This is a genomic window from Pseudomonas sp. P1.31 (assembly GCF_001269815.1).
Taxonomy (GTDB): Bacteria; Pseudomonadota; Gammaproteobacteria; order Pseudomonadales; family Pseudomonadaceae; genus Aquipseudomonas; species Aquipseudomonas rustica.
On sequence record NZ_LHVN01000033.1, the window covers coordinates 169,137 to 194,306 of the forward strand.

23 protein-coding genes are annotated in these 25,170 nt (G+C 58.2%); 12 read left to right on the forward strand and 11 right to left on the reverse strand.

Annotated features, from left to right (window positions below; translation table 11 throughout):
- The first annotated feature begins 81 nt into the window (after nucleotides 1-81).
- Nucleotides 82-1,251, forward strand: coding sequence for an AAA family ATPase (locus AD669_RS21930; protein WP_053123577.1), 1,170 nt, complete (start codon nucleotides 82-84; stop codon nucleotides 1,249-1,251).
- Nucleotides 1,252-1,315: 64 nt separating this feature from the next.
- Here AD669_RS21930 and cyoE read toward each other — a convergent pair whose 3' ends face one another.
- The 7 genes from cyoE to hmpA all read right to left on the reverse strand — a co-directional run bounded on the left by cyoE (nucleotide 1,316) and on the right by hmpA (nucleotide 8,869).
- Entirely contained in the window at nucleotides 1,316-2,203 is an 888-nt protein-coding gene (gene cyoE / locus AD669_RS21935; RefSeq protein ID WP_053123579.1) for a heme o synthase, read from the reverse strand.
- 10 nt (nucleotides 2,204-2,213) lie between these two features.
- A complete protein-coding gene (gene cyoD, locus AD669_RS21940; RefSeq protein ID WP_053123586.1) occupies nucleotides 2,214-2,552 on the reverse strand; it encodes a cytochrome o ubiquinol oxidase subunit IV in 339 nt (112 codons plus the stop codon).
- Nucleotides 2,552-3,175: a cytochrome o ubiquinol oxidase subunit III gene (gene cyoC, locus AD669_RS21945; protein ID WP_042560958.1), complete on the reverse strand. Its 624-nt coding sequence runs from the start codon at nucleotides 3,173-3,175 to the stop codon at nucleotides 2,552-2,554. The genes cyoD and cyoC overlap by 1 nt, the downstream gene beginning before the upstream one ends.
- Nucleotides 3,176-3,178: 3 nt before the next feature.
- Nucleotides 3,179-5,209, reverse strand: a complete 2,031-nt coding sequence (gene cyoB / locus AD669_RS21950) for a cytochrome o ubiquinol oxidase subunit I (protein ID WP_053123588.1) — start codon at nucleotides 5,207-5,209, stop codon at nucleotides 3,179-3,181.
- Between the two features lie 3 nt (nucleotides 5,210-5,212).
- Nucleotides 5,213-6,154, reverse strand: a complete 942-nt coding sequence (gene cyoA / locus AD669_RS21955; RefSeq protein ID WP_008084799.1) for a ubiquinol oxidase subunit II — start codon at nucleotides 6,152-6,154, stop codon at nucleotides 5,213-5,215.
- An 825-nt stretch (nucleotides 6,155-6,979) separates the two neighbouring features.
- A complete protein-coding gene (locus AD669_RS21960) occupies nucleotides 6,980-7,489 on the reverse strand; it encodes a disulfide bond formation protein B (protein WP_053123590.1) in 510 nt (169 codons plus the stop codon).
- 198 nt (nucleotides 7,490-7,687) lie between these two features.
- The gene (gene hmpA / locus AD669_RS21965) at nucleotides 7,688-8,869 is read right to left on the reverse strand and encodes an NO-inducible flavohemoprotein (RefSeq protein WP_053123592.1); all 1,182 of its coding nucleotides are present in this window, start codon (nucleotides 8,867-8,869) and stop codon (nucleotides 7,688-7,690) included.
- A 164-nt stretch (nucleotides 8,870-9,033) separates the two neighbouring features.
- Between hmpA and norR the strand changes: the two genes are divergently transcribed.
- From norR to AD669_RS21990, 5 genes are all read left to right on the forward strand, one after another.
- Complete coding sequence (gene norR, locus AD669_RS21970; RefSeq protein ID WP_053123594.1) at nucleotides 9,034-10,593, forward strand: nitric oxide reductase transcriptional regulator NorR; 1,560 nt, start codon at nucleotides 9,034-9,036, stop codon at nucleotides 10,591-10,593.
- A 320-nt stretch (nucleotides 10,594-10,913) separates the two neighbouring features.
- Nucleotides 10,914-11,816, forward strand: a complete 903-nt coding sequence (locus AD669_RS21975; protein ID WP_053123596.1) for a chemotaxis protein CheV — start codon at nucleotides 10,914-10,916, stop codon at nucleotides 11,814-11,816.
- Between the two features lie 27 nt (nucleotides 11,817-11,843).
- Nucleotides 11,844-12,302, forward strand: a complete 459-nt coding sequence (locus tag AD669_RS21980) for a GNAT family N-acetyltransferase (RefSeq protein WP_053123598.1) — start codon at nucleotides 11,844-11,846, stop codon at nucleotides 12,300-12,302.
- Between the two features lie 148 nt (nucleotides 12,303-12,450).
- Nucleotides 12,451-12,777 (forward strand): hypothetical protein, encoded by a 327-nt coding sequence (locus AD669_RS21985; RefSeq protein ID WP_053123600.1) that lies wholly within the window; start codon nucleotides 12,451-12,453, stop codon nucleotides 12,775-12,777.
- An 83-nt stretch (nucleotides 12,778-12,860) separates the two neighbouring features.
- Nucleotides 12,861-13,610: a YkgJ family cysteine cluster protein gene (locus AD669_RS21990; RefSeq protein ID WP_053123602.1), complete on the forward strand. Its 750-nt coding sequence runs from the start codon at nucleotides 12,861-12,863 to the stop codon at nucleotides 13,608-13,610.
- Between the two features lie 148 nt (nucleotides 13,611-13,758).
- Here the strand turns inward: AD669_RS21990 and AD669_RS21995 are convergent, their stop codons facing one another.
- The 4 genes from AD669_RS21995 to AD669_RS22010 form a co-directional block, all read right to left on the reverse strand.
- Nucleotides 13,759-13,998 carry a hypothetical protein gene (locus AD669_RS21995; RefSeq protein WP_053123604.1) on the reverse strand — a complete coding sequence of 80 codons (240 nt, stop codon included), beginning with the start codon at nucleotides 13,996-13,998 and terminating at the stop codon, nucleotides 13,759-13,761.
- 140 nt (nucleotides 13,999-14,138) lie between these two features.
- A complete protein-coding gene (locus AD669_RS22000) occupies nucleotides 14,139-14,558 on the reverse strand; it encodes a hypothetical protein (RefSeq protein ID WP_053123606.1) in 420 nt (139 codons plus the stop codon).
- The gene (locus tag AD669_RS22005; RefSeq protein ID WP_053123608.1) at nucleotides 14,521-15,150 is read right to left on the reverse strand and encodes a nucleotidyltransferase domain-containing protein; all 630 of its coding nucleotides are present in this window, start codon (nucleotides 15,148-15,150) and stop codon (nucleotides 14,521-14,523) included. Before AD669_RS22005 ends, AD669_RS22000 begins: the two co-directional genes overlap by 38 nt.
- A 206-nt stretch (nucleotides 15,151-15,356) precedes the next feature.
- On the reverse strand, nucleotides 15,357-15,719 hold the full coding sequence (locus AD669_RS22010) for a DUF6124 family protein (RefSeq protein WP_053123610.1): 363 nt from the start codon (nucleotides 15,717-15,719) through the stop codon (nucleotides 15,357-15,359).
- 1,030 nt (nucleotides 15,720-16,749) lie between these two features.
- On the opposite strand from AD669_RS22010, the gene AD669_RS22015 reads away from it, so the two are divergent.
- The 6 genes from AD669_RS22015 (at nucleotide 16,750) to AD669_RS22040 (ending at nucleotide 25,073) form a co-directional block, all read left to right on the forward strand.
- On the forward strand, nucleotides 16,750-17,910 hold the full coding sequence (locus tag AD669_RS22015) for an efflux RND transporter periplasmic adaptor subunit (protein WP_053123612.1): 1,161 nt from the start codon (nucleotides 16,750-16,752) through the stop codon (nucleotides 17,908-17,910).
- Nucleotides 17,907-21,008 carry a multidrug efflux RND transporter permease subunit gene (locus AD669_RS22020; RefSeq protein ID WP_053123615.1) on the forward strand — a complete coding sequence of 1,034 codons (3,102 nt, stop codon included), beginning with the start codon at nucleotides 17,907-17,909 and terminating at the stop codon, nucleotides 21,006-21,008. Before AD669_RS22015 ends, AD669_RS22020 begins: the two co-directional genes overlap by 4 nt.
- A gap of 9 nt (nucleotides 21,009-21,017) precedes the next feature.
- Entirely contained in the window at nucleotides 21,018-21,695 is a 678-nt protein-coding gene (locus AD669_RS22025) for a heavy metal response regulator transcription factor (protein WP_053123617.1), read from the forward strand.
- A complete protein-coding gene (locus AD669_RS22030) occupies nucleotides 21,685-23,049 on the forward strand; it encodes a heavy metal sensor histidine kinase (RefSeq protein ID WP_053123619.1) in 1,365 nt (454 codons plus the stop codon). Before AD669_RS22025 ends, AD669_RS22030 begins: the two co-directional genes overlap by 11 nt.
- A gap of 291 nt (nucleotides 23,050-23,340) precedes the next feature.
- Nucleotides 23,341-23,562, forward strand: coding sequence for a hypothetical protein (locus AD669_RS22035; protein ID WP_053123621.1), 222 nt, complete (start codon nucleotides 23,341-23,343; stop codon nucleotides 23,560-23,562).
- Nucleotides 23,563-23,756: 194 nt separating this feature from the next.
- A complete protein-coding gene (locus AD669_RS22040; RefSeq protein WP_053123789.1) occupies nucleotides 23,757-25,073 on the forward strand; it encodes an OprD family porin in 1,317 nt (438 codons plus the stop codon).
- The last annotated feature ends 97 nt before the right edge of the window (nucleotides 25,074-25,170 follow it).

The following is a 25,170-nucleotide window of genomic DNA, read 5'->3' on the forward strand; positions in this document are numbered from 1 at the left end:
TGGAGCAACCGTCTAGCAACTTATTTATAGTTATAGCCATATCTCACTATAACTATCTATAAGTTCGTATGAGATTAAGCCGTGGACAAGAATACAAATCCCTTCAATCCCGGAGCCGGCGTTTCACCCCCAGAGCTCGCGGGGCGATCCGAGGTACTGGAAACGGCTAACACCGCACTCGCACGAATCAAACGCGGCAAGCATGCTAAGTCTCTAATGGTATTGGGACTGCGGGGCGTCGGGAAAACAGTGCTTCTGAATCAAATTAAAGACAGAGCAGTGTCTCAAGGCTATCTCGCCGAGATGCAGGAAGCCCACGATGGTGCAGAGCTAAAACAACTGCTGATTCCAGTTTTACGCCGATTGCTGTTACGTCTTGATCGCGTACAAAACACGGTTGAGACCGTAAAGAGAGGAATTCGGATCCTCCGCAGCTTCATTGGCAACATCACCATTGCAGCCGGGGGAGCGGAGGTTACGCTGGGTGGCGACTCTGAAGCGGGTTATGCCGACAGCGGAAATCTTGAAGATGATTTGCGAGATATCCTGATAGCCACTGCAGAAGCAGCCCGCGACGCAGGTCAACCGATCGTCATATTGATCGACGAATTGCAGTATCTCTCCAAAGATGAACTCGGCGCTTTGATCCGCGGAATACACGCAATCAACCAGGCCGCGTTACCTTTAATCTTGTTTGGTGCGGGGCTGCCGCAGCTCGCCGGGCAGGCAGGTGATGCCAAAAGCTATGCCGAGAGACTTTTCGAGTTCCCCCGATTGGGGGCGCTATTGGAAGTGGACGCCTGGAAAGCTTTACGTGATCCCGTTGAAGATGAAGGCGCCAGAATATCTGACGGCGCATTACGCGAGATTTTTCAGAAAACCCATGGCTATCCCTACTTTCTTCAGGAATGGGGTTATACCGCTTGGAACATTGCAAAAGATCAGATCATTACTGAAGAGGATGCACAGGCAGCCACAGAGGAAAGCATTCGCAAGCTCGACGAGTCATTCTTCAGGGTGCGTTTTGATCGTACGACGCCTGCCGAAAGGGATTACATGCGTTGTTTGGCTGAGCTGGGAGAGGGGCCGCAACGCTCTGCGGACGTCGCCAAGAAGCTGGGGAGAAACGCTACAAGTCTAGGGCCAGTACGCGACAGCCTGATCAAAAAAGGCATGATCTACAGCCCTGAATACGCACTCATCGCGTTTACTGTTCCACTGTTTGATGAGTTCATGAGGCGAGTCCCTTAACTCACCCAACAAAAAACCCCGCACATCTCTCAATGTGCGGGGTTTTTCTTCAAGCCTTTAAACCTTACGGCGCGTACGTCAGCAGCAGCTCCGCCGGCACCTTGAAGTCCAGGGACATCATGACGCTCAACGCGGTGATGGTGAAGATCGAGAACACGAACAGCTTGCGTGCCCAGACCGTGTCATCCACCGCTTTGTAGCCCGTCCAGGCCATGTACAACCAGTACATGCCCATGGCCGCGGCGACAGCGAGGTAGCTCATGCCGGCGTAGCCGCTGAAGGTCAGCATCAAGGTCGCCACAAGGAACGCCAGGATGTAGAGCAGGATGTGCTTCTTGGCCACTTGAATGCCGCGCTTCACTGGCAACACCGGAATCGATGCGGCCAGGTAATCGTTGAAGCGGAAGATCGCGATGGCGTAGGAATGCGGCATCTGCCACAGGCTGAACATCACCAACAGCGTCAGCGCGGCCATGTCGAAGCTGTTGGTTACGGCAACGTAACCGATCACTGGCGGCATGGCGCCCGACAGACTGCCCACCAGCGTGCCGTGAACCGACTTGCGCTTGAGGTACAGGCTGTAGAAGCCGACGTAGATAACAAAGCCGATTACGGCGAACAGAGCAGCCAACGGGTTGGCCACCTTGTACAACAAGGCAACGCCGAGAACACCAAGGATGGTCGCGTAAACCAGTGCCAGTTTCAGGGAGATCAAGCCCTGCACCAGCACGCGGTTTTTGGTGCGTTCCATCTTCAGGTCGATGTCGCGGTCGATGCAATTGTTGAACACGCAACCGGAGGCGACGACCAGGGACGTGCCGATCATGGCTGCCAGAAACACCGCCAGATCGACATGCCCTTTCGAGGCCAGGAAGAACCCGCCTGCCACAGAAAGCACGTTACCGAAAATGATCCCCGGTTTGGTGATTTGGATAAAGTGCTTAAGCGACATCGGGTCTACCTCACTTCGCCATCATGTACGTGTGGATGCTGAACATGATCCACAACGACAGACCAACCAGCAGCACGATCACAATCGCGGCGAACACGAAGGCGATCACATTGTTACGTTGCGCAGCCGAGCGATCCAGGTGCAGGAAGTACACCAGGTGGACAACCACCTGGATCACGGCGAAGGCCAGAACGATCATCAGCGTGATCGACTTCGGCAACGACGGGTACATCACCAGAGCAAACGGGATCGCAGTCAGGATCACCGACAGGATGAAGCCGATTGCGTAGGACTTGACGCTGCCGTGGCCGGCGTCGTCGTGGCTGTCATGGGAGTGTGCGTTAGCCATTACAGGGTCCCCATCAGGTAAACAACGGTGAATACGCAGATCCACACCACGTCCAGGAAGTGCCAGAACAGGCTCAGGCAGCTCAGACGGGTCTTGTTGGTCGCCGTCAGGCCGTGCTTGTTGACCTGGTACATCATGATGCCCATCCAGATCAGACCCGCGGATACGTGCAGACCGTGGGTACCGACCAGGGTGAAGAACGCGGACAGGAAGCCCGAACGGCTAGGACCGAAGCCCTCGGAGATCAGCAGGTGGAACTCGTTGATCTCCATGGCGATGAAGCCTGCGCCCAGCAGGAAGGTCATGAACAACCAACCCAGAACCTGCTGCTTCTTACCTTTGTACAACGCCAGCATGGCGAAGCCGTAGGTGATCGAACTGAACAACAGCAGAGCGGTTTCGCCCAGCACGTATGGCAGTTCGAAGATGTCGTGGCCCGACGGGCCACCGGCGACGTTGTTTACCAGTACCGCGTATACCGCGAAGATCGACGCAAACAAAATGCAGTCGGTCATCAGGTAGAGCCAGAAACCGTATACGGTCATCTCGCCCGAATCGTGGTGATGGTCATCGTGCCCATGTTCACCATGGGCGTGTCCAGCATTGGTCACTAAATTCGACATGGTTTAAGCCTGTTCCAACGAGGTTTCAACACGGGTGGCATTGGCCGGGATTTTCCCTGCCGCGACCAGACGCTTGTGCTGCTCGGCTTCGATACGTTCGATCGTTTCAACCGGAACCATATAGCCCTGGTCGTCACGTGCAGCGTGGATCACGAAGTAGACAACAGTGCCTACCAGGCTCGCGATGGCCAGCCACCAGATGTGCCAGATCATGGCAAAACCGAAGACGGTCAACAGTGCGCCCATCACCACGCCAGTGGCGGTGTTGTTCGGCATGTGAATCGGCTCGTACTTGGCCGGACGCTGGTACGCAGTACCGTCTTCCTTGGCTTCGGTGAACGGGTCGATGCAGTCTGCTTTTGGCAGCACAGCGAAGTTGTAGAACGGCGGAGGCGACGAGGTCGACCATTCCAGAGTGTGTGCATTCCACGGGTCACCGTGATCGCAAATGTTCTCTGGCTTGTTGCGGTCACGCACACTGACGTACAGCTGAATCAGTTGGCAGGCGATACCGACAGCGATCATCACCGCACCGAACATGGCAACGTACAGGTACGGTACCCACTCAGGGTTGGTGGTGGCGTTCAGACGACGGGTCATGCCCATGAAGCCCAGAGCATAGAGCGGCATGAACGCGACGAAGAAGCCCGAGATCCAGAACCAGAACGCTGCTTTACCCCAGCCTTCGTGCAGCTTGAAGCCGAACGCTTTCGGGAAGTAGAACGCGAAACCTGCGATGTAACCGAATACCGCACCGCCGATGATCACGTTATGGAAGTGCGCGATCACGAACAGGCTGTTGTGCAGAACGAAGTCAGCACCCGGGATGGCCAGCAGTACGCCGGTCATGCCGCCGATGGCGAAGGTCACCATGAAGCCCAAAGTCCACAGAACCTGGCTGGTGAAACGCAGACGGCCCTGGTAGATGGTGAACAGCCAGTTAAATAGCTTCACACCCGTCGGGATGGAAATCAGCATCGTCGCCAGACCGAAGAAGGCGTTGACGCTGGCACCCGAACCCATGGTGAAGAAGTGGTGCAGCCAAACCATGAAGCCCAGTACCGAGATCGCGCCCGAGGCGTAGATCATCGAGTGGTGGCCGAACAGTTTCTTGCCGGTGAACGCCGAGATCACTTCCGAGAAGATGCCGAATGCCGGCAGGATCAGGATGTAAACCTCAGGGTGGCCCCACGCCCAGAACAGGTTGACGTACATCATTGGATTGCCACCAAGTTCATTGGTGAAAATGTGGAAATCCATGTAACGGTCAAGAGTCAGCAGTGCCAGGGTAGCGGTCAGGATCGGGAACGAAGCCACGATCAGAACGTTTGCCCAGGTGCAGGTCCAGGTGAAGATCGGCATGTCCATCAGTTTCATGCCAGGGGTACGCATTTTCAGTACGGTCGCGAGGAAGTTAACCCCGGTTAACGTCGTACCTAACCCGGATAACTGTAGCGCCCAGATGTAGTAGTCCATGCCCACGCCAGGGCTGTACTGCAGACCCGACAGCGGTGGATAAGCAACCCAACCGGTCTTGGCGAATTCGCCAACGCCCAGGGACAGGTTGATCAGCACAACGCCGGACACCAACAGCCAGAAGCTCAGGGAGTTCAGGAACGGGAACGCAACGTCACGCGCGCCGATCTGCAGCGGCACTGCAAGGTTCATCAGGCCGGTGAAGAATGGCATCGCCATGAAGATGATCATGATCACACCGTGAGCGGTGAAGATCTGGTCATAGTGTTCAGGTGGCAGGTAGCCAGGCGAACCCTCGGTGGCCATGGCCAACTGGGTACGCATCATGATGGCGTCGGCAAAACCGCGCAGCAGCATGACCATGGCGACGATGATGTACATCACGCCGATTTTCTTGTGGTCAACCGAAGTCAGCCACTCGGTCCACAAGTACGTCCACTTCTTGAAGTAGGTGATTGCAGCGAACAGCGCCAGACCACCGAGGGCGATCATGGCGATGGTCACCATCACGATCGGCTCGTGGAATGGGACTGCTTCCCAACTTAATTTACCAAACATCGTTTACTCCTCTGCCCCGGCAGCTGAATGCGAACTCGAGTCAATTTCCGTGGCCGCCACTTCTTTCTCTTTCTTCTCGTGCTTCAGCGGCTTGCCCGGCTTCATACCTTCGTACTTGTCGACGATGATCTGGAACTGGTTCGGCGTGACCGAGGAGTAGAGCTCGACTGGGTTGTTCTGGCTTGGCTTGGCAAGGGCTGCGTATTCAGCTTGATCAAGCTGTTTAGGTGACTTCTTGACTTCACTTACCCAGGCGTCGAAATCTTCCTGAGTGGTGGAAATAGCTTTGAACTTCATGCCGGTGAAACCCGCGCCGCTGTAGTTGGCGGAGATACCGTCCATTTCAGCGTTACGGTCAGCGATCAGGTGCAGCTTGGTCTGCATGCCCGCCATCGCGTAGATCTGGCCGCCCAGACCCGGGATGAAGAACGAGTTCATCACAGCGTCAGAGGTGATCTTGAAGTTGATTGGCGTGTGCGCCGGGAACACGATCTTGTTGACCGTGGCGATGCCTTGTTCCGGGTAGATGAACAGCCACTTCCAGTCCAGCGCGACCACTTCGATGGTCACAGGCTTGACGTCGGATTCGATCGGACGATACGGATCCAGCTCGTGAGTCGAGATGTAAGTGATGTAACCCAGGGCAATGATGATCAGAACCGGGATGGTCCACACCGCCACTTCGATTTTGGTCGAGTGCGACCATTTCGGGGTGTAGACAGCGTTCTTGTTCGACGCGCGATATTTCCAGGCGAACAGGAAGGTCATGACGATAACCGGCACAACGACCAACAGCATCAGCAGGGTCGCGGTGATGATCAGGTTGCGCTGTTCCAGGCCGACCTGGCCCGTTGGATTGAGCAAGGTCATGTTGCAGCCTCCCAGCAACAACGTGCCGAGCAGCGGCACTAGGCCTAGTAATCTGGGGTACCTGTTTTTACTCATCTCACGACCTCTAAAGCAGCTTGCGCAATGCAGTTGGGTTTTGATCGCCAACACTTCACCCTGCCAAGGGTTGGCATTTTCTTTGGATTGAATAAGGGCCGCCCGTCTCGCGTCAGACGCTCGACAAATCCTGGGACAGCGGTGAGTTCTTATTCGAATTCGTGGTCAAAGGCCTAGTTACAGACCAATTCCATTTGGTGCGGAAAGTTGGAAGGCACCGACACCTGGGTGTCTTGGAAGCCTAACGACTCACTCGACACCCGACTTCCTGCTCGCCTCCTTAATAAAGGCTGAACAGTGCCGGGAATTCAGTGCGGGCGATTGTAGATAGGTAGCGCCCTATACACCATGTCTTATCCCGAAATAATTTTTATCCGTTCGAGCAACAATCCATCGCCATTTTTGCAAAAGTTCCACATGTTATCGAAATCGATTCTCAACAAAAACACCAAAAATTGTAGGTCTACCCGCCTCAGTTCAGACAGCTCTGATGGCTTTTTCCCACGTCGATATCAGCGTAAAGTCCGATAACACAAGGGCTCTGGCCATTTGCCAGAGCGTGTTAAAACTGCCTGTTCGAGCGTTTGTGCTTAAAAGCAGAAAATTGCCGAAACAGACCAATGTTTTTGTGTAACAGGAGGCCAATCCAGCCCCTCGCGAAGCCCTGCGACACACCGCGTGTGACAACATGTCGCACACCTGTCGCACCCTCCGTTGCCGTTCGTCACGGTGTTTTCACAAAGTCTCTGAAATGCAAAACGCCCCGATTTACTGATCCGCAAATCGAGGCGTTTTCTGTATCGGCTTGCTTGCCGAATAGTTGACTCAGCGCAGTGCCTTGCGGTTACGCGAGGTCAGCAGCGGCACCAGAATCACCACCAACACGAACGCCACCAGCGCCCATTGCGCCAGCGACAGGCCGAGGATCGGCGGGTACGGCGTCGAGCAGAAACCGTCGACCTGAAAGCCCAGCGGGAAGATCTTCGCCAGCGGCAGATCATCGACAATCGGCTGCAGCACATCGATGCCGCAGCTCACTGCCGGATAGAACTGCGTGTACACGTGGTGCCCGGCGACGGCAGCGCCAGCCAGTGCGCAAATCACCACCAGCACTTCGAACACGGTGATGCTGCGACGCGTGCGCATGGCCGCGCCGATGAACGCGAAGATCGCAATCAGCAGCAACGCATAACGCTGCAAGATGCACAGCGGGCATGGCGCTTCACCGAGCACGATCTGCATGTACAACGCCCCACCGATCAGCGCCAGGCAGATGATGCCCAACAGCACCAGAAAGCGCCGCTCACGTCCCAACCGCATTGTTTCCTCGCTCATCGCGTTTCCCTTGTATGTCCATGGTTCAGCCGGCGTGCGGCTGAAAGTTGTCGCAAGTCTACACCGGGGGAATAAACGATAAAGCGGTTAAGGATTCATTAAATCCAGGATCAAAAGATCGCAGCCTCCGGCAGCTCCTACAGTTATTACACCCTTTCCCTGTAGGAGCTGCCGAAGGCTGCGATCTTTTGCTGGGGGTTACTCCAAAGCCGAAGCCGGCCCGAAGAACTCGTAACGGCTCTGGTTCTCCGGCACACCCAGCGCTTTCAGGTGACGCTTGATCGCGCCCATGAAGCCTTTCGGCCCAAGGAAGTAAGCATCGACATCACGCTGTTCCGGCAACCACTCGCCCAATTGCTCCAGACTCAACATGCCGACCTTGTCCGCCGCCGGGCTCACGCCATCGTCTTCGGCGTAGCAGTAGAAACGCTTGAGCTGCGGATGACGCGCCGCCAAGCCATCCACCCAATCGCGGAACGCATGCACGCCGCCATTGCGCGCGCAGTGGATAAAGTGCACAGGACGCTCGGTTTCCAGCGCCGCTTCGAGCATCGCCAATGTTGGCGTGATGCCCACGCCGCCGCTGATCAGCACCAGCGGTTTATGGCTGGCCGTCAGGGTGAACTCGCCCGATGGCGGGAACAGCTGAATGCTCGCGCCGACGTGCAGTTGATCGTGCAAGTGATTCGACGCACGACCACCTGGTTCACGTTTAACGCTGATGCGGTACTGACCTTTGTTCGCCAGCGCCGACAGCGAATAGTTGCGGCGGATTTCTTCGCCATCGAGGATCAACTTCATGCCGATGTACTGACCCGGCTCGGCTGCCAGAATCGGGCCTTTGTCGGCAGGTTCGAAGTAGAACGAGATGATTTCCGCGCTCTCTTCAACTTTGGCTGCGACGATAAAGTCGCGCGCCCCACGCCAGCCGCCTACTGCGTGTTCTTTCTCGTCGTAGATGGCTGTTTCTGCACCGATCAGAATGTCGGCCAGTTGACCGTACGCCGCGCCCCACGCGCTCATCACTTCCGGGGTGGCGATTTCGTCACCGAGCACTTCAGAGATCGCCCGCAGCAGGCAGGTACCGACAATCGGGTAGTGCTCCGGCAGAATCTGCAGGGCCACATGCTTGTTGATGATCTTCGCCACCAGATCGCCCAACTGATCGAGTTGATCAATGTGGCGGGCGTACATCAACACACCGTTGGCCAGAGCACGCGGTTGATCGCCGCTGGCTTGGTGCGCCTGATTAAACAGAGGGCGTACTTCCGGATATTCAGAGAGCATCATGCGATAGAAGTGCGTGATCAGCGCTTCCCCGCCACTTTCCAGCAGAGGCACGGTGGATTTGACGATGGCACGATCCTGGACGCTAAGCATAAGAGTGACTCCTGAGCTTCTTGAAAAAGTTATCTGAGTCATATCAGTTTCCGTGCCAACTTTTTAATGCCTATAAATCAATGGCTTGAGAAATACGTAGTCATAACGACTCAAACGGTTTTATAGTCATCGCGACTACATCTTGTCTCTTTGACTACACGACCATGACCGCCAAATCCCTGCTTACCGCACTGTTGCCTCTAGTCTCCGACCTGTCGCGCGAACTGCCCGAGGGCGAGCGTTATCGACGCTTGCTCGAAGCCATGCGCGCCCTGCTGCCGTGCGATGCCGCCGCGTTGTTGCGCCTCGACGGTGAATCGCTGGTGCCGCTGGCAGTCGATGGTTTGAGTACCGACACCCTTGGCCGCCGTTTTAAGGTCAGCGAGCACCCGCGCTTCGAAATCCTTCTGGCCGGTGCCGGGCCAACGCGTTTCGCCGCCGACAGCGACTTGCCCGATCCTTATGACGGTTTGGTCGATGGGCTCGACGAACATCTGGAAGTCCACGACTGCCTCGGCTGCCCGCTGTTTGTCGATGAAAAACTCTGGGGGCTGATCACCCTCGACGCGCTCGATCCGGAGCGTTTCGAGCCGATTGAACTGGATGCTCTGCAAGCGTTTGCCAGTCTGGCCTCGGCCACGGTCAACGCGGCCGAGCGCATCGAGCGTCTGGCGAATCGTGCCGAAGACGAGCATCAGCGCGCCGAGGTGTACCGTCAGGCCAGCGGTCAGCAGAACCGCGAAATGATCGGCCAGAGCAAAGCGCTCAAACGCTTGGTGGAAGAGATCAACCTGGTCGGCGGCAGTGACCTGACTGTATTGATCACTGGCGAAACCGGAGTCGGCAAAGAGTTGGTGGCGCAAGCGATCCACGCCGCCTCCCCGCGCGCCGACAAACCGATCATCAGCCTCAACTGCGCCGCACTGCCGGACACCTTGGTGGAAAGCGAACTGTTCGGCCACGTCCGCGGCGCGTTCACCGGCGCCACCAGCGACCGTCGTGGCAAGTTTGAACTGGCCAATGGCGGCACGCTGTTTCTCGATGAGGTCGGCGAATTGTCGCTGACGGTGCAGGCCAAGTTGTTGCGGGTGTTGCAGAGCGGGCAGTTGCAGCGTTTGGGCTCGGATAAAGAGCATCAAGTCGACGTGCGTTTGATCGCCGCGACCAACCGCGATTTGGCCGAGGAAGTACGCAGCGGTCGCTATCGTGCCGACTTCTATCACCGTATGAGTGTGTACCCGCTGCGTGTGCCGGCGCTGCGTGATCGTGGGCGGGATGTGTTGTTGCTCAGCGGTTTCTTTCTGGAGCAGAACCGTTCGCGCGTGGGCCTTAATAGCCTGCGTCTGAACAGCGATGCGCAGGAAGCGCTGCTCGCTTATACCTGGCCCGGCAACGTGCGCGAACTGGAGCATTTGATTGGGCGCAGTGCGTTGAAGGCGTTGGGTAACTGCAAGGTGCGGCCGAAGATTTTGAGTTTGAGTGCAGCGGATCTGGATTTGCCGCGTGAGGTTGTGGATAACTCTGCCGGCGCGGCTGCTGATGTTGTCGCGACGGCGCCGTTGATTAACGGTGATTTGCGCAGTGCGACTGAGGAGTATCAGCGGCGGTTGATCAGTGCGGCACTGGAGCGGAATCAGGATAACTGGGCGAGTGCGGCGCGGGAGCTGGGGCTGGATCGGGCGAATCTTGGGCGGATGGCGAAGCGGTTGGGTATGAAGGGCTAGAAGCACACCCTCACCCTAGCCCTCTCCCACTGGGAGAGGGGACTGATTGGGGGATATTGGCGATGTCCGCCGACGTGAACCTGCTTTACCGAATCCATAATCGACTCGGTCGTTCAGGTCGATGTAAAACGCCAGACACCTCGGTCGGCCCCCTCTCCCTCTGGGAGAGGGCTGGGGTGAGGGGCGCTGGATCCGGCTCTGAATCCAACCCCAACCCGACAACTGACCTAAAGCCCCACCCCTTAACGCCGATAACCCGGCATCAATAGTTCCTGGCGATCCCCACCCTCGCCCACCACCTTTTTCCACAGAAGGTTTATATGTCTTCCACCAAAGCCCGCGCAGATTCACTTTCGCTTCTGCTGTTTACCTTGCGCAGCGGCAAGCTGATGGCGATCAACCTGCTGAAAGTCAGTGAAATCATTCCCTGCCCGCCGCTGACCAAACTCCCGGAATCACATCCGCACGTCAAAGGCATCGCCACCCTGCGCGGTAATTCGCTCTCGGTGATCGACCTCAGCCGCGCGATCGGCGAACGACCACTCGAAGACCCGGACGGCGGCTGCCTGATCGTCACCGACGTCAGCCGTTCCAAGCAGGGCCTGCACGTGCAAGCCGTGAGCAAAATCGTCCACTGCCTGACCACCGACATCAAACCCCCACCGTTCGGCTCCGGCGGCCCGCGCGCTTACATCACTGGCGTGACCTCGGTGGACGGCACGCTGGTGCAAGTGCTCGACATCGAAAAAGTCATCCACAGCATCGCCCCGGCGCAGATCGAAATGGCGCCGACCGACCTGACCATGGAAGACGCCGAAGTCCTCGGTAACGCACGGATTCTGGTGGTCGACGACAGCCAGGTCGCGCTGCAACAATCGGTGCACACCCTGCGTAACCTCGGCCTGCAATGCCACACCGCGCGCAGCGCCAAGGAAGCCATCGACTGCCTGCTCGACCTGCAAGGCACGGCGCAGCAGATCAACCTGATCGTCTCCGACATCGAAATGTCCGAAATGGACGGCTACGCCTTCACCCGCACCCTGCGCGAAACCCCGGACTTCGCCCACCTCTACGTGCTGCTGCACACCTCGCTCGACAGCGCGATGAACAGCGAAAAAGCGCGGCTGGCCGGAGCGAATGCGGTGTTGACCAAATTCTCCTCGCCGGAACTGACCCAGCGTTTGATCGAAGCGGCCAAGCACGTCGCTGCGCACGGGCATTGAGTGTTGAGCGAGACGTATTGTTTTCTGATGCGGCGCGACTTGGCTGAAGTCGTGCCGGCTGTGCAATGGCCCTCAGGCATCGAGATTTCCGTTTACCGCGCAGAACTGGCGCCAGCGGTGCATCACCTGATGCAACTCGGTTACCGCGAGGGCGGCGGCCGGGTGCCGATGCTCGATGAATGGCAGCAACGCTTTGAGCGCGATCCGGAATACGACCCGAGCTTGTGCTTTATTGCCTGCGATGGCGAAGGGGTTGTCGGTGTGGCGCAGTGCTGGACGAGTGCCTATATCAAGAATCTGGTGGTGCATCCTCGGGCGCAGGGTCGAGGATTGGGCCGGGCGTTGCTGATGAATGCGTTCAAGGTGTTTCAGCAGCGGCGTGAAGGGTTTGTTGATTTGAAGGTGCTGGAAGACAACCTGCGGGCGCAGCGCTTGTATGAAAGTGCCGGGATGGTTGTAGTCCGCCGGGAGATTGTGCCGGACTGAACTACCGCTTTCGCGAGCAAGCCCGCTCCCACATTTGGAATGCATTTCAAATTGTGGGAGCGGGCTTGCTCGCGAAGAGGCCAGCACCGGCAACTTCCCTGTCTGGGCAGACTCCAACCTTGGCCACCCACACCAAGGACGCCCAATCATGAAAGCCCTCACCCTCAGCCTCCTCTGCCTCACCGCCCTAGCCTCCCAGGCCCAAGCCTCAAGCCCCGACGCCTGGGCCGCCTACGATAAAACCGTCCTCGCCAGTTGCACCAAAGCCAGCGGTCTCAAAACCCCAAAACCCGTCGGCAGCCCCGCGCAATTCGATGACCGCGTCGGCTACACCGCCGTTCTGCTGCAAGGCACCTACCCGCAAAAACACATGAAAGGCCAGCAAGGCACTGAGCTGTGCCTCTACAACAAGCAGTCGAAAACCGCGTTCGTCACCGAGTGGGACTCGATCCGCCCGACCGCCAAAACCCAGTGAGTGGCGCACAACTTGCTTCGATTCAGGTCAGCGCGGTGGTTTTCCGTCACCGTTTAATGCCCTGAATCGCGACTGGCCGTTCAATGAATACAACGTTTTCCTGCGTAGGCTGCGGCAAATGCTGCACCGACCACCACGTCCCCCTGACCCTGGCCGAAGCCCGCATGTGGGCGGCGGACGGTGGTCAAGTGATCGTGTTGGTCGAGGCCTTTCTCGGCAACGGACTCGGCTTGCCAGCACAGCAACGCGAGCACGCCGAACGTCGTTCAGCGGCGGTACGCAGCGGCGCGACCGCTGCGCACGTGGCAATCACCTTCGCCGCGTACAACGTCGGGCCTTGCCGGAATCTTGACGAAGACAAGCTCTGCCGCATCTACGAGCGTCGCCCACTGGTGTGCCGCATTTATCCGGCGGAAATCAACCCGCATATCCCGCTCAATCCCGCCGCCAAAGATTGCCCGCCAGAGTCTTGGGAACAAGGGCCGGCGTTGATTGTGGGCGGAGAGTTGGTGGATCAGGAACTGGTCGAATTGATCCAGCGCTCACGCCAGGCGGATCGTGATGACATTCGGCTCAAGGATGCGATTTGCGCGACGTTGGGGATTCGTACCACGGCGTTGAAGGGCGACGGCTTTACCGCGTATCTGCCCAATATGGACGCGTTCGCGTCGGTGATTGATCAAGTGATCGAGCAACCGCTGAACACGGCGCAGAGTGAATGGTTGTTTCATGTGTCCGGGGAGGACATTGCCGGGCAAGTGCTGGCGGCCGGGGCTCAGGTGGTGACAGAGCCGGCGCAGACGTATGCGTTTATTTCGTTGCGGGCGGCTTGATTCGAGAGTTGTGCTGAGGCTAATGGCCTCTTCGCGGGCAAGCCTTCTCCTACGGGGTTGTAGGGTGTTCATACAATTGTGTACGACACAAAACCTGTAGGAGCCGAGCTTGCTCGCGAAGAGGCCCGTCAGAAAAAGCAGATCTCACTCAGCGCTTACCCATCGACCGACGCGTGCCCGGCGGGGCCATGCCCGGGGTTTTGGTGTGGCCGTTCTTGGCGCCGTTCTTGTACCACGGCTGATTCGAGTCCTTGCCAGCCGCCAATTCGCCGGGCTTGAACGGGAACTTGAACGCCGGGATCGCAGGCTTGGTTTCGCTGACGTCAGTCAGATCGGCCGGGACATCGCTGATAGCGTCGTCAACCGGCGGTTGGGTCGGGGAAGTCATGAAAGCTCCGGAAAGCAAAAAGTCGGGCCCGAACAGTGAGCCGCGAAGGCGCGCAGTATACCTGCACGCCCCGCGTCGGCACCTGAAGATTTGCGCCGTTCGCCGGATGGTAACGGGCTCGACGAGAAAGATGACGGACTTCAACGCGATTGCTCCTGGAGGGTATGGAGCAATTGCGCTGCGCTATCCAGCAGTTGCGCCAACAGCGCTTCATCCTCATCCATGTACCCTTCGTACTCCGCAAGGTTGCGCCGTTCGTGGCACAAAGCGAACAACCGCACCTGCACCTTGCTGACCTGCGCGGTGTGCACTAGACATTGAAAAACCAGATAACGTTTGTCTGATCGATAGCCACTTAACCGAAGTGCGTTCAGGGCCAAGGCGTGAGCTGCGTTGTAAGCCAAGTCGAAACGGCTGGCAAAAGACAACGTAGACGTTTGCGCATCCTTGAGCCGATCCACAGCCGAGCGCATCAAGCCGACACACTCCTTGTGATCCGGCGGCTCCGCTTTCAGTCCGCCGCTACGTAGAAGATTCTCCAGACTCTCGTTGCTGCCCATCCTTGGACTCCAAAGGGTTTGCCCCTAACAGATCGATTTTTTCCTGCTGCACCACCCGCACAACAAAGCTGTTTTGTGCTGCCAGCTTCGCTGCCCAGTCTTGCGGGGTGTAAAGCGTCGGATTGATGGGGCGGCCCAGTTGCTCTTCCATGGGCATGAGCCGTTCCATCACGTCACTGTAGTGCAGGCCTTCGCCGATCAGCATGAGATCAATGTCACTGAGTGTGTTTGCTTTGTCCTTAGCGATAGAGCCATAGACAAACGCCCAGACAATTAGCCCGGCAAACGGCTGAAGCGCTTGGCGCAAAGGTTCGGCAATGCCAAAAGTTTTGCGAGATATGCCCAAAAGCTCGGTATAGACAGGGCAATCGGGATTGGCCTGGTAATGGGTCTGATTGCCCACCCGTGTCATGCGCAACACCCCCGCCCGGTGCAAGCGATCAAGCTCACGCATGAGACTGCCTTTACCCACATGCGCCCAACGCGCGATCTCATTGGCGTAGAACGTCCGATCGGGTTTGCCAAAAAGCAGGCCCAACACTTTTTGCTGAGTATTAGTGAACAGCGCTTCGCTTAGAGAGATGCTTTCCATTGCGGCCGCCGAAGAGTCCCAAAAAGGGAACGATAGGTCTCTTTTTGGGACTTATCAACTTATCGATGGAAACTGAAAAACCCGAGGCCTACACCGGCACTGTAGGAGCTGCCGAAGGCTGCGATCTTTTGCTCCGGACTTGGCTTTGTAAAAAAACGAAATCAAAAGATCGCAGCCTCGTTGCACTCGACAGCTCCTACGGGGTTTCAGGGCTGGGGATCAACCCGATCCAGTGCCCGGTTTACCGCCAATTCGGCAAGCATGACGATCTGCTGGATGGCCAACGCCGTGCTGCGTTGCGGGCGGCTGAGCTGATCGGCGAAATCGCCGGCCATCACGTTGGCCGATGCCAGGGATTCGCAGGCGTGGGCGAGCAGGCTTTCAGTGTCAATGTTCGGGTGGACGAGGAACATCGTGCTCGGCAGGCGCGGTTTTATCGGGTCGGGGCTGAGGTAAAAATCGAGGGCGCGTTTGATGGCTTCGCGGTTTTTGATCTGGTCGTCGGCGCGGATGGCGTCTTCGAGGGGGGTTGTTGTTTCGAGCGGGGGATCGGGTACGGGCTTAGTCATGGAATCGGTTCTCACTGATCGGAGCCAACCAATTGCCGTTTCTCACGCGACGTATTGGGTGGCAGCTATGTGCAGGGTGAGAAACCGGGTAAGAACCACCACTTCCGGCCGAACCGAAGTTCGCCCGCACACAGCCGCCATAGAAATGCAGGCAGCAATGAACTGGCGGCAATTATGACGATACTGCAGGTGGAATAATACTTAGCCCGGGTTCTCACACCCGATCGCCGAGTTTTCGGCGACAAGCCAAGACTAGAGAGCGCGCGTCCGACGGACAACCTGAAAACCTTGTGGGAAGGTTCACCCATTTCGAAACGCTTTTAAACACCCACTGCCGATGTAGGAGCTGCCGCAGGCTGCGATCTTTTGATGTTCGACGTCAGAGGCAAGATCAAAAGATCGCAGCCTGCGGCAGCTCCTACATGAGATTGCCGCCAACTGAAGAAAATGGTCGGCTGGCGGGCCGCCATCGCTGGCAAGCCCGCTCCCACAGAGATTGTGTGCAGTCTGTATTAAATGGATTGGCCGGTTGGGCGCCATCGCGAGCAAGCTCTGCTCCTACGGAGAGCAAAAGCAGAACGCACACCGCTTCTGCTTCTCACCACTCAACACGATGAGCGCAAGCTCGGGTGCAGCTCTTGATCTTGATCCACGGGCGACGTCGGAAGGCTGAGTGGAGGGATTGATCCGGGGGTGGGAGCGCAGCGACCGTTTGGCGCAGCCAAACACAGCGAGAGGAGGTGCAGCGAAGCAAACCGTAGGCGCTGCCCCCCGGATCGATCCCGGAGCGAAGGAACCCCGAGCCCCAGCGAGCGGGCCGCACGTAGGAGCAAGCGTTTTTGGTTACTTTTGAGGCGTTTGTCAAAAGTGACCCGCCGTAAGGGCGGAACCGTAATCAGCAACACCCGCAACAACGGATATGCACCCAACGAAACTGACAGCGCCGACAGCTAGCCGTCACCCTCCTGACCCCCAAACAAGTTTATAAAGACCCTAACCCTGCCCAAAATCCGTCCGGCGCCCGACCCGCATGCGAATCCAAAAGAACAAAGCCCTGCTCGCTACCCTATTGATCGTCCTCGCAGGCGCAGGTCTGTGGTACGCCCTGAAACCCGCCCCGACCAAACTCGCCACCCCCACAGCAATCCCCGTGCGAGTCATAGCGGTCAGCGAAAAAGACGTCCCCCGCTACACCAGCGGTATCGGCTCCGTACTCTCATTACACAGCGTGGTCGTGCGCCCACAAATCGACGGCATCCTCACCAAAATCCTCGTCAAAGAAGGCCAACTCGTCAAAACAGGCGACCTCCTGGCCACCATCGACGACCGATCCATCCGCGCCAGCCTCGACCAGGCCCGCGCCCAACTGGGCGAAAGCCAGGCACAACTGCAAGTCGCCCTGGTCAACCTCAAACGCTACAAATTGCTCACCGTCGACGACGGCATCTCGAAACAGACCTACGACCAACAACAAGCCCTGGTCAACCAATTGAAGGCCACCGCTCAAGGCAACCAGGCCTCCATCGATTCCGCGCAGGTACAACTTTCCTACACGCAAATCCGCTCCCCGGTCACCGGCCGCGTCGGTATTCGTACAGTCGATGAAGGCAACTTCCTGCGCATGACCGACACCGCCGGCCTGTTCACCGTCACCCAGATCGACCCGATCGCCGTTGAGTTCTCCCTGCCCCAGCAAATGCTGCCGACCCTGCAAGGCCTGATCAACGATCCGCAACGCGCCCAGGTCAAGGCCTACATCGGCGCCGACACCGATGGTGAAACCGGCAACCTGCTCGGCGAAGGTCACCTGACCCTGATCGACAACCAGATCAACGCCAACACCGGCACCATCCGCGCCAAAGCCGAATTCGCCAACGCCAGCCAAAAGCTCTGGCCCGGCCTGCTGGTCACGGTAAAAATTCAGACGGCCCTCGACAAAGATGCGCTGGTCGTCCCACCCACCGTCGTACAACGCGGTCTCGACCAACACTTCGTTTACCGCGTGAACGGCGACAAGGTTGAAGCCGTGCAAGTGCAGATGGTTTATCAGGGCAGCGGCCAGGACATCATCAAAGGCGTGAAGGCCGGTGATGTGCTGGTCACCGACGGCCAGTCGCGGCTCAAGCCCGGCTCGACCGTGCAAGTCATGACCGAGCCGGCGCAGGTGGTGCAAGCGGAGCCGAAACCATGAAGGCGCACAAAGGCGTCTCCACGTGGTGCATCGATCACCCAGTCGCCACAATCCTGCTGACCATCGCTTTGGTGCTGGTCGGTTTGATTGCCTTCCCGCGCCTGCCCATCGCCCCACTGCCGGAAGCGGAATTTCCTACGATTCAGGTTTCCGCGCAGTTGCCCGGCGCCAGCCCCGACACCATGGCCTCGTCCGTGGCCACGCCGCTGGAGGTGCAATTCAGTGCCATCCCCGGCATGACCCAGATGACCTCCAGCAGTGCGCTGGGCTCAAGCCTGCTGACCCTGCAATTCACCCTCGATAAAAGCATCGACACCGCTGCGCAAGAAGTCCAAGCGGCGATCAACACCGCCGCCGGCAAACTGCCCAAGGACATGCCGACGCTGCCAACGTGGAAGAAGGTCAACCCGGCCGACAGCCCGGTGTTGATCCTCAGCGTCAGCTCGACGCAGATGCCCGGCACCGAACTCAGCGATCTGGTGGAAACCCTGCTCTCGCGTCAGATCAGTCAGATCGACGGCGTAGGACAAATCAACATCACCGGTCAGCAACGTCCGGCGATTCGTGTGCAAGCCTCGGCAGACAAACTCGCGGCGATTGGCCTGACCCTCGCCGACATTCGTCTGGCGATCCAGCAGACCAGCCTCAACCTCGCCAAAGGTGCGCTGTACGGCGAGTCGAGCATCTCGACGCTGTCGACCAACGACCAGTTGTTCCACCCCGAGGACTACAGCCAACTCATCGTTTCCTACAAGGATGGCGCCCCGGTTCACCTGCGCGATGTCGCCAAAGTCGTCAACGGTTCGGAAGATGCCTACGTGCAAGCGTGGGCCGGTGACCAACCCGGGGTGAACCTGGTGATCTCGCGCCAACCCGGCGCCAACATCGTTGAAACCGTCGACCGCATTCAAGCCGCCCTGCCCGGTCTCGAAGCGATGCTGCCGGCCTCGGTGCAAGTGAAAACCCTGATCGACCGCACCCAGACCATTCGCGCCTCGCTGCATGAAGTCGAAATCACCCTGTTGATCGCGATCATGCTGGTGGTCGCGGTGATGGCGCTGTTCCTGCGCCAGTTGTCGGCAACCCTGATCGTGTCGGCGGTGCTTGGCGTTTCGTTGATCGCCAGTTTCGCCTTGATGTACATCCTCGGCTTCAGCCTGAACAACCTGACGCTGGTGGCGATCGTGGTGGCCGTTGGGTTTGTGGTCGACGACGCGATTGTGGTGGTGGAAAACATCCACCGGCACCTTGAGGCCGGCGACGATATGCGCGAAGCGGCGATCAAGGGCGCCGGCGAGATCGGTTTCACCGTGGTCTCGATCAGTTTCTCGCTGGTGGCGGCGTTTATTCCGCTGCTGTTCATGGGCGGTGTGGTCGGGCGACTGTTCAAGGAATTCGCCCTGACCGCAACCTCCACCATCATGATTTCCGTGGTGGTGTCGCTGACTTTGGCGCCGACGCTGGCCGCACTGTTCATGCGCAAACCGGTGCATCACGCCCACGCCAAACCGGGCTTCAGCGAACGCCTGCTCGGCTGGTACGAACGAGGCCTGCGCCGCGCCCTCGCCCATCAGAAATTGATGATCGGCGTGTTCGGTTTGTCGCTGGCGCTGGCCATCGGCGGTTACATCTTTATCCCGAAAGGTTTCTTCCCGGTGCAGGACACCGGTTTCGTCCTCGGCACCACCGAAGCTGCGGCGGATATTTCCTACGGCGACATGGTGAAAAAACACCTGGCGATGGCCGAAATCGTCGCCGCCGATCCGGCCGTGCAGGCGTTTTCCCATTCGGTCGGTGTCTCCGGCAGCAACCAGACCATCGCCAACGGCCGCTTCTGGATCGCCCTGAAAAAACGCGGCGACCGCGACGTCAGCGCCAGCCAGTTCATCGACCGCATCCGCCCGCAACTGATGAAAGTCCCCGGCATCGTGCTGTACCTGCGCGCAGGCCAGGACATCAACCTCAGCTCTGGCCCGAGCCGTGCGCAGTATCAGTACGTGCTGAAGAGTAACGACGGCGCGACGCTCGCGACATGGACGCAACGCCTCACGGAAAAACTGCGCAGCAACCCTGCGTTCCGCGACATTTCCAACGATTTGCAACTGGGCGGCAGCATCACCCACATCAGCATCGACCGCAGCGCCGCCGCGCGTTTCGGCCTGACCGCCAGCGACGTCGACGAGGCGCTGTACGACGCCTTCGGTCAACGTCAGATCAACGAATTCCAGACCCAGGTCAACCAGTACAACGTGATTCTGGAGCTGGACACCAAGCAGCGCGGCAAGGCCGAAAGCCTCAACTATTTCTACCTGCGCTCACCGCTGAGTGGCGAGATGGTGCCGCTATCGGCGCTGGCCAAATTCGATGCGCCGACCATTGGCCCGTTGTCGATTGCCCACGACGGCATGTTCCCCGCCGCCAACCTGTCGTTCAACCTCGCGCCCGGCGTGGCCTTGGGTGATGCGGTGATTCTGCTCAATCAGGCCAAAGCCGAGATCGGCATGCCCACCGCCATCAGCGGCAATTTTCAGGGTGCGGCGCAGGCGTTCCAGAGTTCGCTGGCCAGTCAGCCGTGGCTGATTCTCGCGGCGCTGGTGGCGGTGTACATCATTCTCGGCGTGCTTTATGAAAGCTTCGTACACCCGCTGACGATCATTTCGACGCTGCCGGCGGCAGGTTTGGGCGCGGTGATCATGCTGTGGATCTGCGGCCAGGACTTTTCGATCATGGCCTTGATCGGGCTGGTGTTGCTGATCGGGATCGTCAAGAAGAACGGCATCCTGATGATCGACTTCGCACTCGAAGCCCAGCGACACCGAGGCCTGTCGCCGCAGGATGCGATTTTCGAAGCATGCATCACGCGGTTCCGGCCGATCATCATGACCACCCTCGCCGCCCTGCTCGGCGCGCTGCCGCTGATGCTCGGTTACGGCACCGGCGCCGAATTGCGCCAGCCGTTAGGCATCGCCGTAGTCGGCGGTTTGCTGGTCAGCCAGATGCTGACGTTGTTTACCACTCCGGTCATATACTTGTGGCTCGAGCGACTTTTCCATAGACCCAAACCTGCGCCCCAGCCGGCGTTGGCGACCACAGACTGAGGCAGGGTCATGCGCGTTCTGATTATCGAAGACGAGGAAAAAACCGCGGATTATCTGCACCGCGGTCTGACGGAACAGGGTTACACCGTGGATCTGGCCCGCGACGGCATCGAGGGTCTGCACCTGGCGCTGGAAAGCGACTACGCGGTGATCGTCCTCGACGTCATGCTACCGGGCCTCGATGGCTTCGGCGTGCTGCGCGCATTGCGTGCGCGCAAGCAAACCCCGGTGATCATGCTCACCGCCCGCGAGCGCGTCGAAGATCGCATCCGAGGCTTGCGCGACGGTGCCGACGATTACCTCGGCAAACCGTTTTCCTTCCTCGAACTGGTCGCTCGCTTGCAAGCGCTGACCCGGCGCAGTGGCGGCCATGAACCGGTGCAAGTGAGCATTGCCGACCTGTGGATAGATTTGATCAGCCGCAAGGCGACCCGCGCCGGTACGCGACTGGATCTGACCGCCAAGGAATTTTCGCTGCTGAGCGTATTGGCTCGCCGACAAGGTGAAATCCTCTCGAAAACTGCGATTGCCGAGATGGTCTGGGACATCAATTTTGACAGCGATGCCAACGTCGTCGAAGTCGCAATCAAGCGCCTGCGCGCCAAGCTCGACGGGCCGTTCGACGAGAAACTGCTGCACACCATTCGCGGCATGGGTTATGTGCTGGAGAGCCGTGGTGTCCAGTAATTCGATTGCCCTGCGCCTCAGCGGCATGTTCACGCTGGTGGCGTTGCTGGTGTTTCTGTTGATCGGCGGCGCGTTGTATCAGCAGGTCGATAAAGGTTTGGGCTTGCTGCCGGAAGCCGAGCTGGACGCGCGTTACAGCGTGCTCGAATCCACGGTCGGCCGCTTCGGCACGCCCGAGCACTGGGTGAAGATCAACAACAAACTCAAGCTGCTCGGTGAAGAAGACAAGCGCATCAGTTTCTGGATCAGCAGCGGCGATCCGCAATACGAATACGGCAACCTCACGCCGCAGATCCGCGAGATCACCAATGGCCCTTTGGGCACGCGCGATCTGCAATTGCCGGGGCAGCCTTATCCACTGAAAGTGCTGGTGAGTGAATTCCCGGCCAAGGATCAGCGCCCGCCGCTGCGCTTTATGATCGGCATCGACACCGATACTTTTCATGAGACTCAGCACAACCTGCTGATCGCGCTGATCGGGCTGGCGATTGTCGGTGTGTTGATGGCTTCGGCGCTGGGTTATTGGGTGGCGCGGATTGGTTTGAAGCCGTTGATCAAACTCTCTCACGAAGCACAGCGACTGGCACCGCCGCTCAGGGCTGGGCGCTTGCGTCTGTCGCCGCTGCCGCCGGAACTGGAGCAGTTTGTCGACTCCTTCAACTCGACGCTGGAGCGGGTCGAACTGGCCTATTCGCGCTTGGAGTCGTTCAACGCTGACGTCGCTCATGAGTTGCGTTCGCCGCTGACCAATCTGATCGGCCAGACTCAAGTGGCGCTGACCCGTGGGCGTTCTGCGGAACATTATTTCGAGGTGCTGCAATCCAATCTGGAAGAGCTGGAACGGTTGCGGTCGATCATTAACGACATGTTGTTTCTGGCCAGTGCGGATCAGGGTAATAAGGCGACCAAACTCACCTCGACTTCGCTGGCTGATGAGGTGGCGACGACGCTCGAATATCTGGATTTCATTCTGGAAGATGCGCAGGTTCAGGTGCAGGTCAGTGGCGATGCGCTGGTGCAGATTGAAGTCGCGCATTTGCGGCGGGCGTTGATCAATTTGCTGAGTAATGCGGTGCAGCATACCGAGGCGGGTCAGGTGATTGAGGTGCGGATTGAGGTTGAAGAACATCAGGTGAGTATTGGTGTGGCCAATCCGGGATCGCCGATTGCCAGTGAGCATTTGCCGCGGTTGTTCGAGCGGTTTTATCGGGTGGATGCGTCGCGTAGTAACAGTGGCAATAACCATGGGTTGGGGCTGGCGATCGTCAAAGCGATTGCGCTGATGCATGGTGGGGATGTGTTTGTGCGCAGTGATCGGGGGATGAATACTTTCGGGATTTATTTGCCGGTTTAAAGCGGATCAAAAGATCGCAGCCTTCGGCAGCTCCTACAAGTGACGATCGTTCCCACGCTCTGCGTGGGAATGTATCCAGTGACGCTCTGCGTCACAGGGACGCGGAGCGTCCCTGGCGGCATTCCCACGCAGAGCGTGGGAACGATCAACCGGTGATCACCCTGCCGAAGGGGGTGATCTTTGCTTTTGCTGTAACAGTCATTTATGAAAATCGCGCTGTTTCCCATCGCTTGGCAACACTATCTTTGCCCGCACCAAACAGCACACTCGCCAAGCGAGAAGGTTTTCAAGATGTCCAACAGTATGGGTATTGCCAGCGCTTTCGTTTTGTCCTCATTGATCCTGTCGCCGATGGCGATGGCTGAAGAATCCCACGCGTTCGTGGCGCAGAATTCTGCCCGCGCTCAAGCGTATGACCAGCATCAGGCAGAAATGATGGCCAAGGCCAAAGACGCCACGCAGGCCCCTCAGGCTGCAACTTCCCAGGCTCAATCGCTGGAAAAAGACAGCTGAGTCGCGCACCGCACCGTTTCCCTCGACGCGGTTGTTTGGCTCTTCCCGTTCAACCGTCGTCATTCCAGGCCGCTGCCTCTCAGCGGCCTTTTTTCGTTGTGGTCTGAAAGCCGTTTGGTTCGTCTGTAACAACAAGAAACATCGAGCGCCTCAAAATATAGAGGCGCCAGTTGACCCAAGGAGCTCCATTGCACGTGCGTTACCCAGTCCGTTTCACTCCGTTGTTCATTGCAATTGCCGCAACGATTGCCCCCGCCGTTCACGCCGACGAGCCTGCGAAAGAAGGTTTCATCGAAGGTTCGAGCCTCAACCTCAACGCCCGCAACTACTACATGAATCGCAACCGCTTGCAGCAGGCGGACGACAACATTGAGTGGGGCCAGGGGTTTCTCGGGATCTTCCAGTCGGGTTACACCGAAGGCACGGTCGGTTTCGGCATTGATGCCCACGCCATGCTCGGCCTGAAACTCGACGGCGGTGGCGGCACGGACGGCTCAAGCATCCTGCCGATCAGCGATGGCAACGGCAAAGCGCCGGGCTCGTTCTCAACAGCGGGCGGTACGTTGAAAATGCGTGCGTTCGATACCGAGTTGAAGGCTGGTGATCTGTTCCTCACCAACCCGGTGATCGCGGGCGGTGACACGCGCATGCTGCCGCAGACGTTTCGCGGTGTCAGTCTGAGCAACCACAGCTTCGACGGCTGGTTGATCGAGGGCGGTCAGGCGAGTTTCACCAAGCCGTACAACCAGAGTGGTCACACACGCATCGGCACCTCTTACGGGACGTTGGCCGAGGGCGACGAAAGCCAGCACCTGAACTGGGCTGGCGTGGCGTGGAGCGGTGTCGAGGGTTTGACCAGCAGCCTGTACGCGTCCGAACTCAAGGACATCTGGAACCAGTACTACTACGACCTGGATTACACTTGGCAGTTGAACGATCTGGTCAGCCTCAACCCGGGCCTGCACTTTTATCACACGCAAGACACCGGCGATGCGCTGCTCGGCGACATCGACAACAACACCTACAGCCTGCATTTCACCGTCGGTATTGGCAGCCACAGCGTTACGGCGGCGTATCAGCGGGTCAACGGTAATACGCCGTTCGACTACATCAGCCAGGGCGACAGCGTTTATCTGGACAACTCGCAGCAGTACTCGGACTTCAATGGCCCGAACGAACGCTCGTGGAAGCTCAAGTACGCCTATGACTTTGCCGGAGTGGGTTATCCGGGGCTGACGTCAGCGGTGTCGTACTCGCGCGGGACGGTGGATTTGACCAAGGTTGATCCGGATAGCCAGGGTTACTCGAACTGGTACAGCGCCGAGGGTCGCAACGCCAAGCATTGGGAACGCGATATCGATTTGAAGTACGTGGTGCAAAGTGGCCAGGCCAAAGACCTCGCGGTACGCCTGCAATGGGCGACCAACCGCGGTGGCAATGGTTACGGCGCGATTGATACCGACACCGACGAATACCGCGTGATCATCGACTACCCGATCAACGTCTTCTAAGATCAGTTAACACTGAACCTGTAGGAGCTGCCGCAGGCTGCGATCTTTTGATCCTGATTTTTAAAAACAAGATCAAAAGATCGCAGCCTTCGGCAGC

Coding starts and splice junctions, on each gene's coding strand:
- AD669_RS22000 (WP_053123606.1), bottom strand. CDS start 14,558: ATGGGCAGCAACGAGAGTCTGGAGAATCTTCTACGTAGCGGCGGACTG.
- cyoA (WP_008084799.1), bottom strand. CDS start 6,154: ATGAGTAAAAACAGGTACCCCAGATTACTAGGCCTAGTGCCGCTGCTC.
- AD669_RS21960 (WP_053123590.1), bottom strand. CDS start 7,489: ATGAGCGAGGAAACAATGCGGTTGGGACGTGAGCGGCGCTTTCTGGTG.
- AD669_RS21980 (WP_053123598.1), top strand. CDS start 11,844: ATGCGGCGCGACTTGGCTGAAGTCGTGCCGGCTGTGCAATGGCCCTCA.
- AD669_RS21975 (WP_053123596.1), top strand. CDS start 10,914: ATGTCTTCCACCAAAGCCCGCGCAGATTCACTTTCGCTTCTGCTGTTT.
- AD669_RS22015 (WP_053123612.1), top strand. CDS start 16,750: ATGCGAATCCAAAAGAACAAAGCCCTGCTCGCTACCCTATTGATCGTC.
- AD669_RS22010 (WP_053123610.1), bottom strand. CDS start 15,719: ATGACTAAGCCCGTACCCGATCCCCCGCTCGAAACAACAACCCCCCTC.
- AD669_RS22035 (WP_053123621.1), top strand. CDS start 23,341: ATGTCCAACAGTATGGGTATTGCCAGCGCTTTCGTTTTGTCCTCATTG.
- cyoC (WP_042560958.1), bottom strand. CDS start 3,175: ATGTCGAATTTAGTGACCAATGCTGGACACGCCCATGGTGAACATGGG.
- norR (WP_053123594.1), top strand. CDS start 9,034: ATGACCGCCAAATCCCTGCTTACCGCACTGTTGCCTCTAGTCTCCGAC.
- hmpA (WP_053123592.1), bottom strand. CDS start 8,869: ATGCTTAGCGTCCAGGATCGTGCCATCGTCAAATCCACCGTGCCTCTG.
- AD669_RS22020 (WP_053123615.1), top strand. CDS start 17,907: ATGAAGGCGCACAAAGGCGTCTCCACGTGGTGCATCGATCACCCAGTC.
- cyoE (WP_053123579.1), bottom strand. CDS start 2,203: ATGTCGCTTAAGCACTTTATCCAAATCACCAAACCGGGGATCATTTTC.
- AD669_RS21995 (WP_053123604.1), bottom strand. CDS start 13,998: ATGACTTCCCCGACCCAACCGCCGGTTGACGACGCTATCAGCGATGTC.
- AD669_RS22005 (WP_053123608.1), bottom strand. CDS start 15,150: ATGGAAAGCATCTCTCTAAGCGAAGCGCTGTTCACTAATACTCAGCAA.
- cyoB (WP_053123588.1), bottom strand. CDS start 5,209: ATGTTTGGTAAATTAAGTTGGGAAGCAGTCCCATTCCACGAGCCGATC.
- AD669_RS21990 (WP_053123602.1), top strand. CDS start 12,861: ATGAATACAACGTTTTCCTGCGTAGGCTGCGGCAAATGCTGCACCGAC.
- AD669_RS21985 (WP_053123600.1), top strand. CDS start 12,451: ATGAAAGCCCTCACCCTCAGCCTCCTCTGCCTCACCGCCCTAGCCTCC.
- AD669_RS22025 (WP_053123617.1), top strand. CDS start 21,018: ATGCGCGTTCTGATTATCGAAGACGAGGAAAAAACCGCGGATTATCTG.
- cyoD (WP_053123586.1), bottom strand. CDS start 2,552: ATGGCTAACGCACACTCCCATGACAGCCACGACGACGCCGGCCACGGC.